Annotated in this window: 12 protein-coding genes, 1 tRNA gene and 1 pseudogene; 5 read left to right on the top strand and 9 right to left on the bottom strand. The window is 74.9% G+C overall.

Annotation, left to right across the window (positions count from 1 at the left end):
* The first annotated feature begins 225 nt into the window (after positions 1-225).
* A complete protein-coding gene (locus AB0399_RS34565; protein ID WP_366413975.1) occupies positions 226-1,980 on the top strand; it encodes a hypothetical protein in 1,755 nt (584 codons plus the stop codon).
* Here the strand turns inward: AB0399_RS34565 and AB0399_RS34560 are convergent.
* Complete coding sequence (locus AB0399_RS34560) at positions 1,957-4,461, bottom strand: hypothetical protein (protein WP_366413974.1); 2,505 nt, start codon at positions 4,459-4,461, stop codon at positions 1,957-1,959. The genes AB0399_RS34565 and AB0399_RS34560 overlap by 24 nt on opposite strands.
* A 276-nt stretch (positions 4,462-4,737) precedes the next feature.
* A complete protein-coding gene (locus AB0399_RS34555) occupies positions 4,738-5,040 on the bottom strand; it encodes a hypothetical protein (RefSeq protein WP_328471271.1) in 303 nt (100 codons plus the stop codon).
* A gap of 298 nt (positions 5,041-5,338) precedes the next feature.
* Between AB0399_RS34555 and AB0399_RS34550 the strand changes: the two genes are divergently transcribed.
* Positions 5,339-5,412: transfer RNA gene (locus tag AB0399_RS34550), tRNA-Met, on the top strand.
* A gap of 112 nt (positions 5,413-5,524) precedes the next feature.
* On the opposite strand, the gene AB0399_RS34545 is transcribed toward AB0399_RS34550, so the two are convergent.
* Positions 5,525-5,854: a DUF6343 family protein gene (locus AB0399_RS34545; protein ID WP_366413973.1), complete on the bottom strand. Its 330-nt coding sequence runs from the start codon at positions 5,852-5,854 to the stop codon at positions 5,525-5,527.
* Positions 5,855-5,994: 140 nt separating this feature from the next.
* On the opposite strand from AB0399_RS34545, the gene AB0399_RS34540 reads away from it, so the two are divergent.
* Positions 5,995-6,930, top strand: a complete 936-nt coding sequence (locus AB0399_RS34540; protein ID WP_329363270.1) for a GNAT family N-acetyltransferase — start codon at positions 5,995-5,997, stop codon at positions 6,928-6,930.
* Position 6,931: 1 nt separating this feature from the next.
* A complete protein-coding gene (locus tag AB0399_RS34535) occupies positions 6,932-7,501 on the top strand; it encodes a DUF1349 domain-containing protein (RefSeq protein WP_329373754.1) in 570 nt (189 codons plus the stop codon).
* Positions 7,502-7,611: 110 nt separating this feature from the next.
* Here AB0399_RS34535 and AB0399_RS34530 read toward each other — a convergent pair whose 3' ends face one another.
* The 6 genes and pseudogenes from AB0399_RS34530 to AB0399_RS34505 form a co-directional block, all read right to left on the bottom strand.
* Positions 7,612-8,349, bottom strand: coding sequence for a TetR/AcrR family transcriptional regulator (locus tag AB0399_RS34530; protein ID WP_366413972.1), 738 nt, complete (start codon positions 8,347-8,349; stop codon positions 7,612-7,614).
* A pseudogene (locus AB0399_RS34525) lies at positions 8,337-9,000 on the bottom strand (enoyl-CoA hydratase-related protein). The gene AB0399_RS34530 and the pseudogene AB0399_RS34525 overlap by 13 nt, the downstream one beginning before the upstream one ends.
* A 13-nt stretch (positions 9,001-9,013) precedes the next feature.
* A complete protein-coding gene (locus tag AB0399_RS34520) occupies positions 9,014-10,204 on the bottom strand; it encodes an acyl-CoA dehydrogenase family protein (RefSeq protein ID WP_366413971.1) in 1,191 nt (396 codons plus the stop codon).
* Positions 10,205-10,242: 38 nt separating this feature from the next.
* Positions 10,243-12,348, bottom strand: coding sequence for a biotin carboxylase N-terminal domain-containing protein (locus AB0399_RS34515; RefSeq protein WP_366413970.1), 2,106 nt, complete (start codon positions 12,346-12,348; stop codon positions 10,243-10,245).
* Between the two features lie 13 nt (positions 12,349-12,361).
* Positions 12,362-13,945 (bottom strand): carboxyl transferase domain-containing protein, encoded by a 1,584-nt coding sequence (locus AB0399_RS34510; protein ID WP_366413969.1) that lies wholly within the window; start codon positions 13,943-13,945, stop codon positions 12,362-12,364.
* Complete coding sequence (locus AB0399_RS34505) at positions 13,942-14,751, bottom strand: TIGR03084 family metal-binding protein (RefSeq protein ID WP_366413968.1); 810 nt, start codon at positions 14,749-14,751, stop codon at positions 13,942-13,944. The genes AB0399_RS34510 and AB0399_RS34505 overlap by 4 nt, the downstream gene beginning before the upstream one ends.
* Before the next feature lie 233 nt (positions 14,752-14,984).
* On the opposite strand from AB0399_RS34505, the gene AB0399_RS34500 reads away from it, so the two are divergent.
* On the top strand, positions 14,985-15,149 hold the full coding sequence (locus AB0399_RS34500; protein WP_366413967.1) for a hypothetical protein: 165 nt from the start codon (positions 14,985-14,987) through the stop codon (positions 15,147-15,149).
* The last annotated feature ends 16 nt before the right edge of the window (positions 15,150-15,165 follow it).

The raw sequence follows: 15,165 nt of genomic DNA, 5'->3' as shown, positions 1-15,165 counted from the left end.
TCGCGCCGCCGATGTCGCGTCGCGCCGCCCTGGCCGAACCCGTGCTCGCGTATCGTCGGCCTGGGCGGCCGCGCGGTACGGCAGGCCGCGGTACGACGGCGGGCCGTACCGTACGACGGCGGGCGCGGCAGGCCGTGCGCGGCGGGTCGGCGCGGCAGGCCGGCGTGCGGTCGAGAGGCGAGAGGGCGAGAGGGGACGAGCGCGGTGCAGGGTGCGGGGCGACGGGTGCCGCTGCCGTTGGCCGAGGACGCCGAGCGCTGGCGGAGCGTGTTCGCCGAGCGGACCGTCCTCGCCGTCGCGCACAACGTCACCTCGGCGACCCGCCTGCTCGACCTGCTCGCGCTCTTCGAGGGCGACCGCCGGGTCGAGACCGTCTTCACCTGCACCGGCTCCTCGGCCCTGGACAACGGAACGCTCGAACTGCTCCAGGCGCGCGGCGCGCTCGTGCTGGCCTGGAGCGAGGCGAAGCAGCGCAAGTTCGACCTGGCGATCGCCACCAGCCGCGGTGGCGACCTGTACAACCTGCACGCGCCCCTGATCGGCACGCCGCACGGGGCCGGCTACAACAAGCTGCTCGGCGGCAGCCGGGAGGCGTTCGGGCTCACCGAGGAATGGCTGATGCACGACGGCCGCGTGGTGCCGTCGGCCATCGTGCTGTCGCACGAGGAGCAGCGCGCGCGGCTCGCCGTGAGCTGCCCCGACGCCGTGCCCCTGAGCCTGGTGGCCGGCGACCCGTGCTTCGACGAGCTGGCGGCGAGCGCTCCGTTCCGGCCGGACTACCGCCACGCGCTGGGCGTCCGGCGCGGTCAGAAGCTCGTCGTGGTCTCGTCCACGTGGGGCAGGGACTCGGTGCTGGACGCCGCCGACCCCGAACGCGACGTCCTGCGGCGCGCGCTCGCGGAGCTGCCGGCCGACGAGTACCGCGTGCTCGCCGCCGTCCACCCGAACGCGTACTACGGGCACGGCGCGTGGCAACTGCACACCTGGCTCGCCCCGTTGCTCGCCTGCGGGCTGATGCTGCCGCGCCCCGACACGCAGACGTGGAAGGCCGCGCTGGTCGCGGCGGACGCGCTGTGCGGGGACGGCGGATCGGTGACGCAGTACGGCGTGTCGCTCGGCCTGCCCACCGTCCTCGGCTCCTTCGCGACGGACAAGGCGGCGCCCGGCTCGCCGATGGCGCTGCTCGCCCGGGCGGTGCCCCGGCTCTCCGCGCACCGCCCGCTCCTGCCCCAACTCGACGACGCCGCCCGCCGCCAGGCCGCGGACCCCGAACTGCGGCACCTGCGCTCCCTGGTCACCTCACGTCCGGGGCAGGCCGCCGCGCTGCTGCGCGCGCTGTTCTACCAGCGGCTCGGACTGCCCGAGCCCGCCACGCCGGCCGCCGCCCGCGCCGTGCCCGTGCCGGCGGCGCCCGGCGAACCCGCGGCCGGGCCGCCCGAGGCGCGGCGCTCTCCCGTCGTGGCGCCCATGTACGTGACGGTCGGCACGGTCGGCACGGACGGCGACGCGGTCACCGTGCGCCGCTACCACGCCGCGCTCCAACGCCCCAGCCAGGAAGGCCACTTGGCGGGCGCCCAGCTCGTCGCGGACATCGACGACCCCGACACGCAGTGGCCCCGGTCCGCCGACGTCCTGCTGGTGCCCGCGCGTCCGCGCGGCGGTCCGGTGCCCGCGGAGCGCGCTGCTGCCGGCGCCGAGGCGGTCGCGCGGTATCCGGGGTGCGCGCTGATCGCCACGGAGGAACCGGACGACGGGTGCGTGGCCCTGCTGCCGGGCAGCGGCACGCGGGTGCGCGCGACGTGGTCGGGGCCGCGCCCCTGGTGGGTCTCCCCGGCGATCGCGGCCTCGGTCGTGCACGAACGGCTGCTGAGCGGTCCGCGTGCGCCGCACGGCCCCGGCGCCGGCCGCCCGCCGCTGCGGGTGCGGGTCACCATCGGCGCCGACGCCGAGCCCGCGCTACTCGTGGTCACCGCCCTCTGAACCGCCTCCCGCGGAACCCCGATCCGGGTCCGCGACCTCGTCCTGGCTCTGATCGGGCTCCGGGTCCGGGTCCGGGTGCTCCGCCAGGCGCCGCCGCGCCTGCTCGACCCGGTCGCTGTTGGCCGCGCGCAACAGCGCTGCCGCGTCGCTCCAGTCCGCGCGGGCCCGCCGCACCTCGCCGCGCGCGAGCAGCAGGTCGCCCCGGGCGAGCAGGACCCCGGCGCGCTGGTAGCCGTGCCGCGGCCGGCCCAGACCCGCCACGGCCTCGTCGAACGCGGCGAGTGCCTGGTCCGGACGCCCCGCCGCCAGCAGCGCCTCGGCCAGACGGGCGCTCGCCTTGGCCGCGTTGAAGGTGTCCGGCGGCGACAGCGCCAGGAACTCCGCACCCGCCGTGGCCAGTACGGCGGCGGCGTCGTCGTACCGCCCGAGCTTCGTCAGCACCGGTCCGCGGTGCAGGGCGATCAGGGCGCGGCCGCGCGGGTGGTCGACGTCGTCCAGCGCGGCCAGCGCCTCGTCCAGGTGCGCGAGCGCCTGCTCGGGCCGGCCGAGCCCGTCGGCCAGCTTCCCCAGGCCCTCCAGCGCGCTGGACCGGGTGCGCCGCCACCCCTCGGCGTCCGCCGCGGACGTCTCCGGGCGGGCGAGCGCCGGGTCGCAGAGTTCGAGCGCCTGCTCGAACTGCCCCCGGGCGGCGGCCGGATCACCCGGACCGAACCGGTCGAGGAAGGCGAACCCGAGGCCGTACCGCATCCGGGCGAGCGCCAGGAGGTTTCCGCGTACCGGGTCCTCCAGGGCGGCCCCGCACGCCAGTTCGTACACCTCGACCCAGTCACCGTGGAACCCGCAGCGCAGGTAGAACGTCCACAGGCCCTGGGCCAGGCGCCAGGTCGCGTCGTAGTACCACGCGTCGTACGTCCCCGCGTCGTAGGCGGCGCGCACCGCGGCCTTGAGGATGTGCCGGCGGCGGACCAGCTCCTCGACCAGGATGTCCTGGGTGTCCTCGTCGGCCGGCGGGTATCCGGCGTACGCGCCCGAAGGATCGTGCCGGTACCGCGGCGACAGGCCGGCGTCGAAACGCTCCGCGAGGTCCACGTAGTGCCGGACCCAGCGCCGCCGTGCCGCCTCGCGCTCAGGCCCCGGCAGATCGGCCCGGGCGCACTCGGCCGCGTGGGTGTGCACCAGGCCGCTGATCACGCGGTACATCCCCCCGTCGATCCGCTCGATCAGGCTGGAGTCCCGCAGCGTCCGGATCGCCTTGGCGCGGGTGCGGCCGTCGAGCCCGGGCGCCATCGCCGCCACCACGTCCTCGTCGAACTCCGCCGTCGGGTGCAGGCCCAGCAGGCGGTAGACCTGCGCCGCTTCGGGGGAGCGGCGGCCCAACTCCTGGTAGCCGGCGTCGAAGATCTCGGCTCCGCTGCGCTCGTCCACGTCGAAAGCCCCCAGCCGGACCTCGGGACGGTGGTCCGACAGCGCAGTGGCGAACTCGCCGATGCCGTACGGCTGGTCGAAGAGCATCTGCGCACCCGCGATCCGCACCAGCAGCGGGTTGCCCTCGCAGACGCGCACCGCTGTGTCGATCTCCGCCCGGTGCGAGGCGGCGTACGGCGCGAGCCGACCGGAGCTGATCAGCAGCCGCCGGCTGTACTCCGGCAGCAGCGGCCCGACCTTGAACGCCTTCGCGTGCACGTCGGAGACGAGGCTGCGCATCAGCTCCCTGCCGGTGACCACCACCACGGCCTCCGAGGAGGCGGGCAGGAAGTGCTTGGCCAGGGAGGCCAGCGCGACATCCTCCAGCAGCACGAACACCGGCCCCTCGGCGGTGACCTGGTGGAACTTGGCCATCTTCGCCGCGAGGTCCGACGGCACCTCCTGCTTCGGCACGTGCAGCAGCCGGAACCACTCGTCGAAGACCGCCGCCGGATCGGGCAGCGCTCCGGTGGCGCTCCTGGCCAGCACCGCGGACAGTTCAGGACCGGCGCTGAAGGTGTCGCGGTGCCTGAGCAGCCACTGCCGCACGAGTGTGGTCAGACCGATGCCGCGCGGGCCGTACACGAACAGCACCGTCGGTCCCGGACTCCCGCGCCCCGCCTCCCAGGCGGCGTCCATCTGCCGCAGCTCTTCCTCGTGGTTCTCGAAGTCGTCCACGGCGGAGACCGCGATACGGGCGAGCGGCTGCGACCGGGCGGCGGTCGCCGTCGCGAGCAACTCCCGCACCTCGGCGGCCAGCGACGACTGCTCGGCGGCGAGGGTGCCGAGTGTCGAGCGCAGCAGGTCCGCGACGCGTCCGAGTGCCTCGTCGGGCGCGCTCGTCGCGGCGGCCGCGCGCGCCTGCTCCAGGTCGCCGAGCACCTGCTCGTCCTGGCCGCCGCCCCGCAACCGGAGCAGCGCCGCGAGCCGCGGTTTCACCCCCGCGTCCCAGGCATCGCTCAGGACCTTGCCGGCCAGAGCCGACAGCAACTTCGCGATCTCCGGTTCCACCAACACGCCCAGCCCCCTCGGAACGTTCGCCCAGTCGTGACCGACTGCCCGTACACCGTCACCGTACGGTGTCGGCGCCGCACCGACCTCCAGAAGGCCGAAGCCCAAGCCGCACCCCCGGCCGAGGGCCGAACCGCACCCCCGGCCGAGGGCCGAGCCGCACCCCGTACCGGATTCCGGGTCGCGCGCTCCGCCGCATCCCGGACCCGGCGGGTCCGCCGAGCAACTCGCCATGCCCGCAAAAAAGTTCGCGCCCGCAGGGAAGTGCGGGGCCCGCGGCTGCTACCGGCCGCGCCCCGCGACCGCCCAGGACGCGGCGGCTATGCCCCCGGCAACGGCGAACACGGCCGGCCAGGCGCCGACCTTCTTCGCGAGCGGGTGCGCACCCGCGAACGCCGCCACGTAAGCCCCCGTGAGGGCCGCCGCCGGCACCGCGCCGGTGCTCCGACGCCACTCGCGCGCCGCCACCACGCCGGCCGCGGCCAGCGCCACACCGCCCAGCTCGCGCCGCTTGGTCCACCGGGCCACTCCGTAGCCCCCGATCAGTCCGGTCGCCGCCACGGCACTCGCGTTCACCCCGGCCATCACGCCCTCCTTCATCCCGCTCGCCAACTCCCGCGACCGCGCCGCGGGCCCGCTGATCTTCGACTCCCTGAGATTAACCCGCGGCCCCTCCCGCCCGCCGAAGGGCCTGTGGATAACTCGTCGTTCCCTGATCTCTTCGGCATTTCCGCGATCCCCTCGGCATTTCCGCGCGCCCGCCCGCATCCGCGACCCGCCGCATCCGGTCCACCACTCACCGTGTTCCTACGTGCCCGCCGCACCGCGCCGGGGGAATGGATTTGGCGCCCGGGCATCCACCCCGTAAGGTGGTGTTCACCGACGCGGGGTGGAGCAGCTCGGTAGCTCGCTGGGCTCATAACCCAGAGGTCGCAGGTTCAAATCCTGTCCCCGCTACGAATCGAAGGGCCCGGCACTCAGTGCCGGGCCCTTCGAGCGTGGACGGCCCCGCCCCGTTGTGCCCCCGGGCTCCCGGGCCCCCGGTCATCCGGTGCCGCGCCGCCCAGGCTCACCGCCGCGTGGCCCCGTGGAAATGACGGGTCTCGACCGGCCGCTCGACCGGCGGACCGGGCGACTCCTCGGGGTCGACCGGCGGATTGGGCGGCTCGTCCCGGCCGGGCTGGTAGCGGGCGCCCTGCCGCATCCGGTAGCGGACGACGAAGATGTCGCCGACCGCGACCAGCGCGACGAAGGCGCACAGCCCCGCCCAGCCGGGCAGGTTCACCAGCGCGAAGCCCACGGCCGCGCCCACGCCCCACACCACCCCGAGCAGCGCGAAGGTGAGCCGCAGCCGGAGCGCGCTGCGGGCCTGCATCGGTTCGTATCCGCTTCTGGGCACGGTGCTCGCCTCCTGAAGCGCGTGCCACCCCCCGCACCTTCCAGGGTCCACCCGTCGGGCCCGTTCCGGACCGTCCGGGCCCGACGAGAGTGCCGAAAACCAGGGCGGCGGCCCGTACCGGCCGCGTAGGGTGCGGCAGCATGGTGGCGATCAGGGACTACGACCCCGCCGACGCCCACGCTCTGTGCGCGCTCTTACGCGCCGAGGAGCCGTACCAGGTCACCACGCCCAGGAGCGTGCACGCGCAGGCGACGGCCATGCCGGCCAGGCAGCGCTGCCGGCTGCTGGTCGCGGTGGACGGCGAGCGGATCGTCGGGTGCGCCCGGGCGGGGCTGTTCGCCGACGCCGAGGACGCGGGCGCCGCCTTCGTGAACCTCAACGTCGCCGCCGCGGACCGCGGCCGCGGCACCGGCCGGGCGCTGCTGGCCGCCGCCGAGACGCACCTGGACGCGATCGGCGCGACCGCGTGCTTTGCCTGGGCGCACCCCGACCCGGCGTGCGAGAGCTTCGCCACCGCGCACGGCTACCGCCCCGGCCGCGAGGCACGGTTCCTGCGCCTGGACCTGTCGCCCCGCGGCCCGCTGCCGGCCCGCCCGCGGCTGCCGCGCGGCGTGCTGCTGCTGCCGGCCGTCGCGTGGGAGCGCGACCCGCGGCCACTGTGGCGGACGGACGTGGAGTGCTTCGGCGACGAGCCGGGCGACGTCGCCGCCGACCGCCTCAGCTACGCGGACTGGCGCGCCCTGAACTGGGACCGGCCGGACTTCGACGCCGACCTGAGCACGGTCGCGGTGGTGGACGGCGAGGTCGCCGGGCTGGTCATCGCGCAGACCGACGGCGCGCGGCACTACGCGTCCGGCGGCACCGGAATCCGCCGCCCCTTCCGCGGCCGCGGCCTGGCCAAGGCCGCCAAGGCCCAGTCCCTGTACCTGGCCCGCGCGAAGGGCTATCGCGAGGCCACGACTGCCAACGACGACGGAAACGCGCCTATGCTCGCGATCAACATCTGGCTCGGCTACCAACTCTGCGGCTCAGAACGGCGGTACATACGTGACCTCGCCCCTCCCCGTCCCGCGTGACCTGCCCTGGTCGCAAGGAGAATGGCTCAACCCGCCCGCGGACGTCGCGGTCGACGGCACCGACCTGCTGGTCACCGCCCGCTCGGGCAGCGACTTCTGGCGCACCACGAGCTACGGCTTCGTGCACGACGACGGCCACGCCCTGCTCACCGACTTCCCGCCCGGCACCGCCGTTGAGGTCGGCTTCCACGCCGACTTCACCGAGCTGTACGACCAGGCGGGCGCCCTGGTCAGGGTCGACGCCTCGACCTGGATCAAGGCGGGCGTGGAGATCTCCGACGGCCTGCCGCAGCTCGGCGCGGTCGTCACGCACGGCACCTCCGACTGGTCGCTCGCCCCGGTCCCGGAGTGGGCGGGCCGCGAGGTGACGATCCGGGTCAGCAGGTCGGGCGACGCGGTGACGGTACGGGCCCGCTGCGAGCACGAGCCGTGGCGGACGATCCGGGTGGCGTGGCTCGACCCGGACGCCAAGGCGCGGGCCGGGCTGCTGTGCTGCGCGCCGGAACGGGACGGGATGACCGTGCGCTTCACCCGCATGGCCACCGGCCCCGCCGACACGTCCCTGCACTGACGCGGGCCTGCACTGACGCGGGCCCGTGGAGCGGCGGGACCCGTAGCGCGGCGGGACCGTACCGCACGGGGCGGGTGCCGGCGGGTGGGTCGCGGCCGGGGTGGCCCGCCTCACGCCGCCGGGGGCCGCAGCACCGCGTCGAGCGTCCGCGACCACTGCCGGACGATGCCGGCCCGGCGCGCCGAGTCGTCGCTGAGCAGGTTGGCCAGGCCCAGGCCGCGGGCCATGTCCAAGGTGGCCTGCACGGCCTCCCGCACCCCGGGCACCGACTCGTCCGCGGCCAGGAACTCCACCGCGAGCCGGTGCGCCTCGCGGCCGATCCGGGCCTCCAGCGCGGCCACCCGGGTCCGCAGCGCCGGTTCGTCGGTGGCAGCGACCCACAGGTGCAGCGCCGCGCGGAAGAGCGGCCCGGTGTGTACGGCGACGAGCATGTCCACCACGGCGTAGGTACGGTCCTGGCCGCTGCCGGGCAGCGCGCGGGCACGGGCGCGTACGGCCGCCAGCCACTCCTCGGCCATGTGCGCGATCGCCGCGGTGAACAGCTCCTCGCGGGTGCGGAAGTGGTGCTGCGCGGCGCCCCGGGTCACCCCGGCCCGGGCGCACACCACGGCGACGGTGCTGCCGGACCAGCCGTGTTCGGCGAGGCAGGCGACGGCGGCGGACAGGATGCGCTGCCGGGTGGCGCGGGCCCGGTCCTGCTTGGGCTCGCGGTCGGCGGGTTGGCGGTCGCCGGGTTGGCGGTCGGCCGGCTCGCGCTTGCCGGGTTCGTGTTCGCCGGGTTCGCGATCTCCGGGTTCGTGTTCGCCGGGTTCGTGTTCGGCGGCCGTCCTGTCGCTCACAACGCCCATGGCGGGTCCCGTCGTTCGAGGAACGCCCGCATGCCCTCGGCGGCGTCCGCGGACTCGAAGAGCCGGTGGCTGAGGTGCGCCATCGTCGGCGCGCAGGCCGGCGAGGATGCCGTCGAGTGCGTCCTCCCACGCGGTGACCAGCCCGATCCTGATCGCCTCCGCGGTGTCGAAGCGCTCGCCGGTGAGGAAGTAGCGGGCCAGGGCGCGCTGGTCGCCCGCGGCCAGCACCGGCATCGAGGCCACCGCGGGGGCGAGCCCGAGCCGGGACTCGGTGAAGGCGTAGTCGGCGCCGGCGGTCGCCACCGCGATGTCGCAGGCGGCCAGCAGCCCGAGCCCGCCCGCCCTGACGTGCCCGCGCACCTGGGCCACCACCGGCTTCTTCAGGGTCGCCATCCGCCGCATCAGGTCCGCCAGTTGGCGCGGTCCCTGCCGGACCCGGCGGTCCTTGAGGTCGGCGCCGGAGCAGAAGGTGGTGCCGGTGTGGGTGAGCAGCACCGCGCGGACGCCGTCGTCCTCGCCGGCCCGCTCCACCTCCGCGGCCAGCCCGTCGAGCAGGTCGGCGGACAGGGCGTTGCGGTTGTGCGGGGAGTCGAGGGTGAGGACGGCGATGCCCCGATCGAGGTGCCGGTGGACCAGCGGTGCTGTTGCCACGTACGGACTCCTGTCAGTAGGACTTGGGCAGGCCCAGCGTGTGGTGCGAGACGAAGTTGAGGATCATCTCGCGGCTGACCGGGGCGATGCGGCCCACCCGGGACGCGGCGAGCAGGGTGGCGAGGCCGTACTCGGCCGTCAACCCGTTGCCGCCCAGGGTGTGTACGGCCTGGTCGACGGCTTTCGCGCCGGCTTCCGCAGCAGCGTACTTGGCCATGTTGGCGGCCTCGCCGGCGCCCATGTCGTCGCCCGCGTCGTAGAGATGGGCGGCCTTCTGCATCATCAACCGGGCCAGTTCCAGCTCGATATGGGCCTGCGCGAGGGGGTGGGCGATCGCCTGGTGCGCGCCGATCGGGGCCTGCCAGACCTGCCGGGTACGGGCGTACTCCACCGCCTGGGACAGGGCGTAGCGGCCCATCCCGATGGAGAACGCGGCGGTCATCACCCGCTCCGGGTTGAGCCCGGCGAAGAGCTGGAGCAGCCCGGCGTCCTCGTCGCCGACCAGCGCGTCGGCGGGCAGCGCGACGTCGTCGAGGAAGAGCTGGAACTGCTTCTCCGGCGCGGCCAGTTCCATCTCGATCTGCTTGAACTCGAAGCCGGGGGTGCCGCGTTCGACGATGAACAGGCACGGCTTCAGCTTTCCGGTGCGGGCGTCGGCGGTGCGGCCGACGATCAGGGTGGCGTCGGCGATGTCCACCCCGGAGATGAAGACCTTGCGGCCGGTCAGCAGCCAGCCGCCGGTGTCCGGGTCGCGGCGCGCGGTGGTGGAGATCCGGTGCGAGTTGGAGCCGGCGTCCGGCTCGGTGATGCCGAACGCCATCCGCAGCGAGCCGTCGGCCAGGCCGGGCAGCCAGCGCTCCTTCTGCGCCCGCGTGCCGAACCGGGCGATCACGGTGCCGCAGATCGCCGGCGACACCACAAGCAGCAGCAGCGGGCTGCCGGCCGCACCCAACTCCTCCAGCACGATGGACAGTTCGGCAAGCCCCTGTCCGCCGCCGCCGTACTCCTCGGGCAGGTTCACCCCGAGGTAGCCGAGCCGGCCCGCCTCCTGCCACAGCTCGTCCGGCTGCCTGCCGGCCCGGACGGTCTCGGTGAAGTACGTCCGGCCGTAGCGGCGGCCGAGCGCGCCCACCGCCGAGCGCAGCGCGCGCCGCTCGTCGCTCTCCAGCAGTGCGCGGTCGAAGGGGGTGGCATCGGTGCTCATGGTCGCTGTTCCTCCCGGTACGTGGGTGGTGGCGCGGTTCACGGTGCCTGCTCCGGTGCGCCGCCGTCCTCCTTGACGACGGCCAGTACGGTGCCGGGTTCGACCTGGCGGCCCACCGCGGCAGTCAGTTCGGTGAGCGTGCCGGCGGCGGGTGCGGTGACCACGTGCTCCATCTTCATCGCCTCCAGCCACAGCAGCGGCTGCCCGCGCTCCACCCGGTCGCCCGGCGTGAAGCGGCCCAGCCGGACCACGGTGCCGGGCATCGGCGCCCGCAGCGAGCCCGGTGCGACCTGCTCGGCGGGGTCGGTGAAGCGGGGCAGCGCGGTGAGCGCGGCGGCGCCCGCGGGCCAGTCGACGAAGACCCGGTCGCCGTAGGCGGCCACCTCGAACGTCCGCCGTACACCGGCGACTTCGAGCACCACGCGGTCCGGCGCGGCCGACACGAGCACGACGTCGTCGTGGCCCTCGGCGGTCAGGCCGTCGCGGGTCAGGCGGTAGCGGACCTCGTGCTCGGTGCCGGCGGGCTCGGCGCGGAAGCGCTTGAGCTGGGGCTGCGAGGGGAGGTTGCGCCAGCCGCCGAGGAGGGCGGCGACCGGGGTGGGGCGGGCCGGGGGAGGGGGCGCCGGCGCCGTACGGCCGGCCGCGTCGGCGAGCGCGGCGGCCAGTGCGGCGAGCCGCTCCGGATCGCCTGCCGCCTGTCCGGGCTCCCCGGTCAGCTCGGCCAACCGCCGCTCCAGGAAGCCGGTGTCGAGCCGGGCGGCGGCGAAGTCCGGGTGGCGCAGGATGCCCACCAGCAGGTGGCGATTGGTCAAAGGCCCGTGGATACGGGCGCGTTCGAGGGCGTGCGCCAGCCGGCGGACGGCCTCGGCGCGGGTCGGCGCCCAGGAGATGACCTTGGCGAGCATCGGGTCGTAGTGCACGCCGACCGTGTCCCCGCCGGTCACCCCGGAGTCCAGTCGCAATCCCGCGTCGCGGTCCGGAGGCAGCGTGAACTCGGCGTCCACGTCGGGCAGTTCGAGCCGGTGCACCGGGCCCGCCTGCGGTTGCCAGCCGCGCGCCGGGTCCTCGGCGTACAACCGCGCCTCGACGGCGTGTCCGCGCGGCCGCGGCGGCTGCGGAGGCAGCGCGGCGCCCTCGGCGATCCGGATCTGCCACGCCACCAGGTCCAGGCCGAAGACGCACTCGGTGACCGGGTGCTCCACCTGGAGGCGGGTGTTCATCTCCAGGAAGTACGGCCGTCCGTCCGCGCCGACCAGGAACTCCACGGTGCCGGCGCCCTCGTAGCCGATCGCGCGGGCCGCGCGGGCCGCCGCGTCGTGCAGGGCGGCGCGTACGGTCGCGGGCAGGCCGGGCGCCGGGGTCTCCTCGACCACCTTCTGGTGCCTGCGCTGCACCGAGCAGTCCCGTTCGCCCAGCACCCACACCGTGCCGTGCGCGTCGGCCAGCACCTGCACCTCGATGTGCCGGGCGCCTTCGGCGTACGGCTCGACGAACACCTCGCCGTCGCCGAAGGCCGCCGCCGCCTCCGCCCGGGCTGCCGTCAACTCCTCCTCCAGCGAGCCGAGTTCGCGGACCACGCGCATGCCGCGCCCGCCGCCGCCCGCCGCGGCCTTCACCAGCACCGGCAGGTCGGCGGCTGTGACCCGGGCCGGGTCGAGCGCCGCGAACAGCGGTACCCCGGCCGCCGCCATCAGCTGCTTCGCCCGCGTCTTCGAGCCCATCGCCGCCACGGCCCGCGGCGACGGCCCGATCCAGGTCAGCCCCGCGTCCCGCACGGCCGCCGCGAACTCCGCGCTCTCCGACAGGAATCCGTACCCCGGGTGCACCGCGTCCGCGCCCGCCGCCAGCGCCGCCGCGACCACCGCGTCCCCGCGCAGGTAGGTCTCGGCGGCCGCCTCGCCGGGCAGCCGGACCGCCCCGTCCGCCTCCCGTACGTGCACCGCGTCCTCGTCCGGGTCGGAGTGGACCGCCACGGTGCCGATGCCCAGCACGCGGCAACTGCGCAGCACCCGGCGGGCGATCTCGCCCCGGTTCGCCACGAGGAGGACCCGGATCGGCACGCGTCCCTCGGGTGCCGGGCCCTCCTGTGCCGGGCCCTGCGCCGGGCCCTCCTGCGTACGCGCCTGCGCCTGCTCGTTGCTCATCGGGTCCAGCTCCTCACATCCGGAAGACGCCGAAGCCGCCCCGCGCGCCCTCGACCGGGGCGTTGTGGATGGCGGACAGGCACAGGGCCAGGACGGTGCGGGTGTCGCGCGGGTCGATGACGCCGTCGTCGTAGAGGCGGCCGGACAGGAACATCGGCAGGGACTCGGCCTCGATCTGCTGCTCGACCATGGCCCGCAGCGCGGCGTCGGCGTCCTCGTCGTACGCCCGGCCCTTGGCGGCGGCGGACTGGCGGGCGACGATGGACAGCACCCCGGCGAGCTGCGCGGGGCCCATGACCGCGGACTTCGCGCTCGGCCAGGAGAAGAGGAAGCGCGGGTCGTAGGCGCGGCCGCACATGCCGTAGTGGCCGGCGCCGTAACTCGCGCCCATCAGCACCGAGATGTGCGGCACCCGGGAGTTGGAGACCGCGTTGATCATCATCGCGCCGTGCTTGATGATGCCGCCCTGCTCGTACTCGCGGCCGACCATGTAGCCGGTGGTGTTGTGCAGGAAGAGCAGCGGGATGTCCCGCTGGTTCGCCAACTGGATGAACTGCGCGGCCTTCTGCGACTCCGCGCTGAACAGCACCCCCTGGGTGTTGGCGAGGATGCCCACCGGATAGCCGTGCACCTCGGCCCAACCGGTCGCCAGGCTCGGCCCGTACAGCGGCTTGAACTCGTCGAACGCCGAGCCGTCCACCACCCGGACCACCACCTCGCGCGGGTCGAACGGGGTGCGCAGGTCGCCCGGCACGATGCCGAGCAGGTCCTCCTCGTCGAAGAGCGGCGGGCGCGGGTCCGGGCGCGGATCGGGGCCCTGCTTGCGCCAGTTGAGCCGGGCCACCACCCGGCGGGCGGTGCGCAGCGCGTCCGGCTCGTCCAGCGCGAAGTAGTCGGCGAGGCCGGAGACGCGGGCATGCATGTCGGCGCCGCCCAGCGACTCGTCGTCGCTCTCCTCGCCGGTGGCCATCTTCACCAGCGGCGGCCCGCCCAGGAACACCTTGGAGCGCTCCTTGACCATGATCACGTGGTCGGACATGCCCGGTACGTACGCCCCGCCCGCCGTGGAGTTGCCGAACACCACCGCGACGGTGGGGATGCCGGCCGCGGACAGCCGGGTCAGGTCGCGGAAGAGGGCGCCGCCGGGGATGAAGATCTCCTTCTGGCTGGGCAGGTCCGCGCCGCCCGACTCCACCAGGCTGATCACCGGCAGCCGGTTGGCGAAGGCGATCTCGTTGGCCCGCAGTGCCTTGCGCAGCGTCCACGGATTGCTCGAACCGCCGCGCACCGTAGGGTCGTTCGCGGTCACCAGGCACTCCACGCCCTCGACCACGCCGATTCCGGTGACGATCGAGGCGCCGGTGGTGAAGTCGCTGCCCCAGCCCGCCAGCGGCGACAGCTCCAGGAACGGCGTGTCCGGGTCGAGCAGCGACTCGATCCGCTCCCGCGCGGTCAGCTTGCCCCGCCCGCGATGCCGTTCGACGTACTTCGGGCCGCCGCCGGCCAGCGCCTCCTCGTGCGCCGCCGCGACCTCCGCCAGCCGCTCCAGCATCACCGCCCGCCGCTCGTCGAAGTCGGCGCCCCGCAGCGCGTTCATGCCGCACCGCCGTCCGCCGCCGGCGCCCGCCCCTTGCCGGGCGGCCCCGCGAACGCCTGCGCCACCGACAGCCACGCGTCCGCGTCCGCGCCCCGCGCGCGCACCGCCGTGTCGTCGCGGTGCCGCCGCCGCACCGCCAGCAGGCAGAAGTCCAGCGCGGGACCGGTCACCCGCTGCTCCGCGTCCGGCGGTCCATACGTCCACAACTCACCGTCCGGAGCGGCCAGTTCGACGCGAAATGGCTCCGCGGGCGGCGTCAGCCCGTGCACCGAGAAGGCGTAGTCCCGGGCCCGCACCGCGATCCGGGCGACGTGCCGCAGCCGCGCGGTCGGCTCCCGCCGCACCCCGAGGGTGTCCGCCACGTCCTCGCCGTGCGCCCACGTCTCCATCAGCCGTCCCGTCGCCACCGACGCGGTGCTCATCGGCGGCCCGTACCAGGGGAACCGCGCCTCCGGCGGCGCCGTGGCCAGCACCTCCAGCAGCAGCCCCCGCCCGTTCCGCCAGCGCGCCAGCAGTTCCCCGTACGGCTCCGCCGCACCCGCCGCGGCGCCCTCCGCCACCGCCGTGCCCAACTCCACCGCGCCGCGCCCCAGTTCCGCCGTGAACTGCGCCGGGTCCCGCACCGCCAGCAGCGCCCGCCCGTCCGTCCAGGCCAGATGCGCGATCTGATGCGCCACCGTCCACCCCTCCGCGGGCGTGCCGGCACCCCACTCCCGCGCCCCGAGCCCCGCGACCAGCCCGTCCAGCGCGTCACCCTCCGCGCGGAGATCCTCCAACACGGCGCGTACTGCCTGCGGATCGGCCACGGCCACTCCTCGACGAGCGAAGCCCACGGAACTGACAGGACGGTGCTCCACGAGGGTGCCAGCGGCATCCGAAACATTCAAGCGCGCATGCATTTTTCGGGAGCGGCTTCTTCCGAGGAAAGACCGGCGCGCGGCCGGCGTGCACCGGGGAATCCACGGGCAGGTACCGACAGCGGCGGACCGCGGCGAGGCCGAGGGCCGGGAAGAGGGGGCGCGGGGTGGCGATTCGCGGGGTGCTGTTCGACGTGGACGGCACGCTGTTCGACTACGCGGCGTCGGAGGAGGCCGGGTTGCTCGCCCACCTCGCGGCGGAGCCGCCAGGCCGTGTTTTGGAAGTCCCGCCTGGCCCGTGGCGCCTGGCACGCACGCTCGCTTCGTTGTCGGGCTTGTCCGAGTAGGCCCACTACGAGGACA

The organism is Streptomyces sp. NPDC088194 (genome assembly GCF_040702025.1).
Lineage (GTDB): Bacteria > Actinomycetota > Actinomycetes > Streptomycetales > Streptomycetaceae > Actinacidiphila.
The sequence above is the reverse complement of the archived record's forward strand: the minus strand, read 5'-3'. Positions and strand labels throughout refer to the sequence as shown.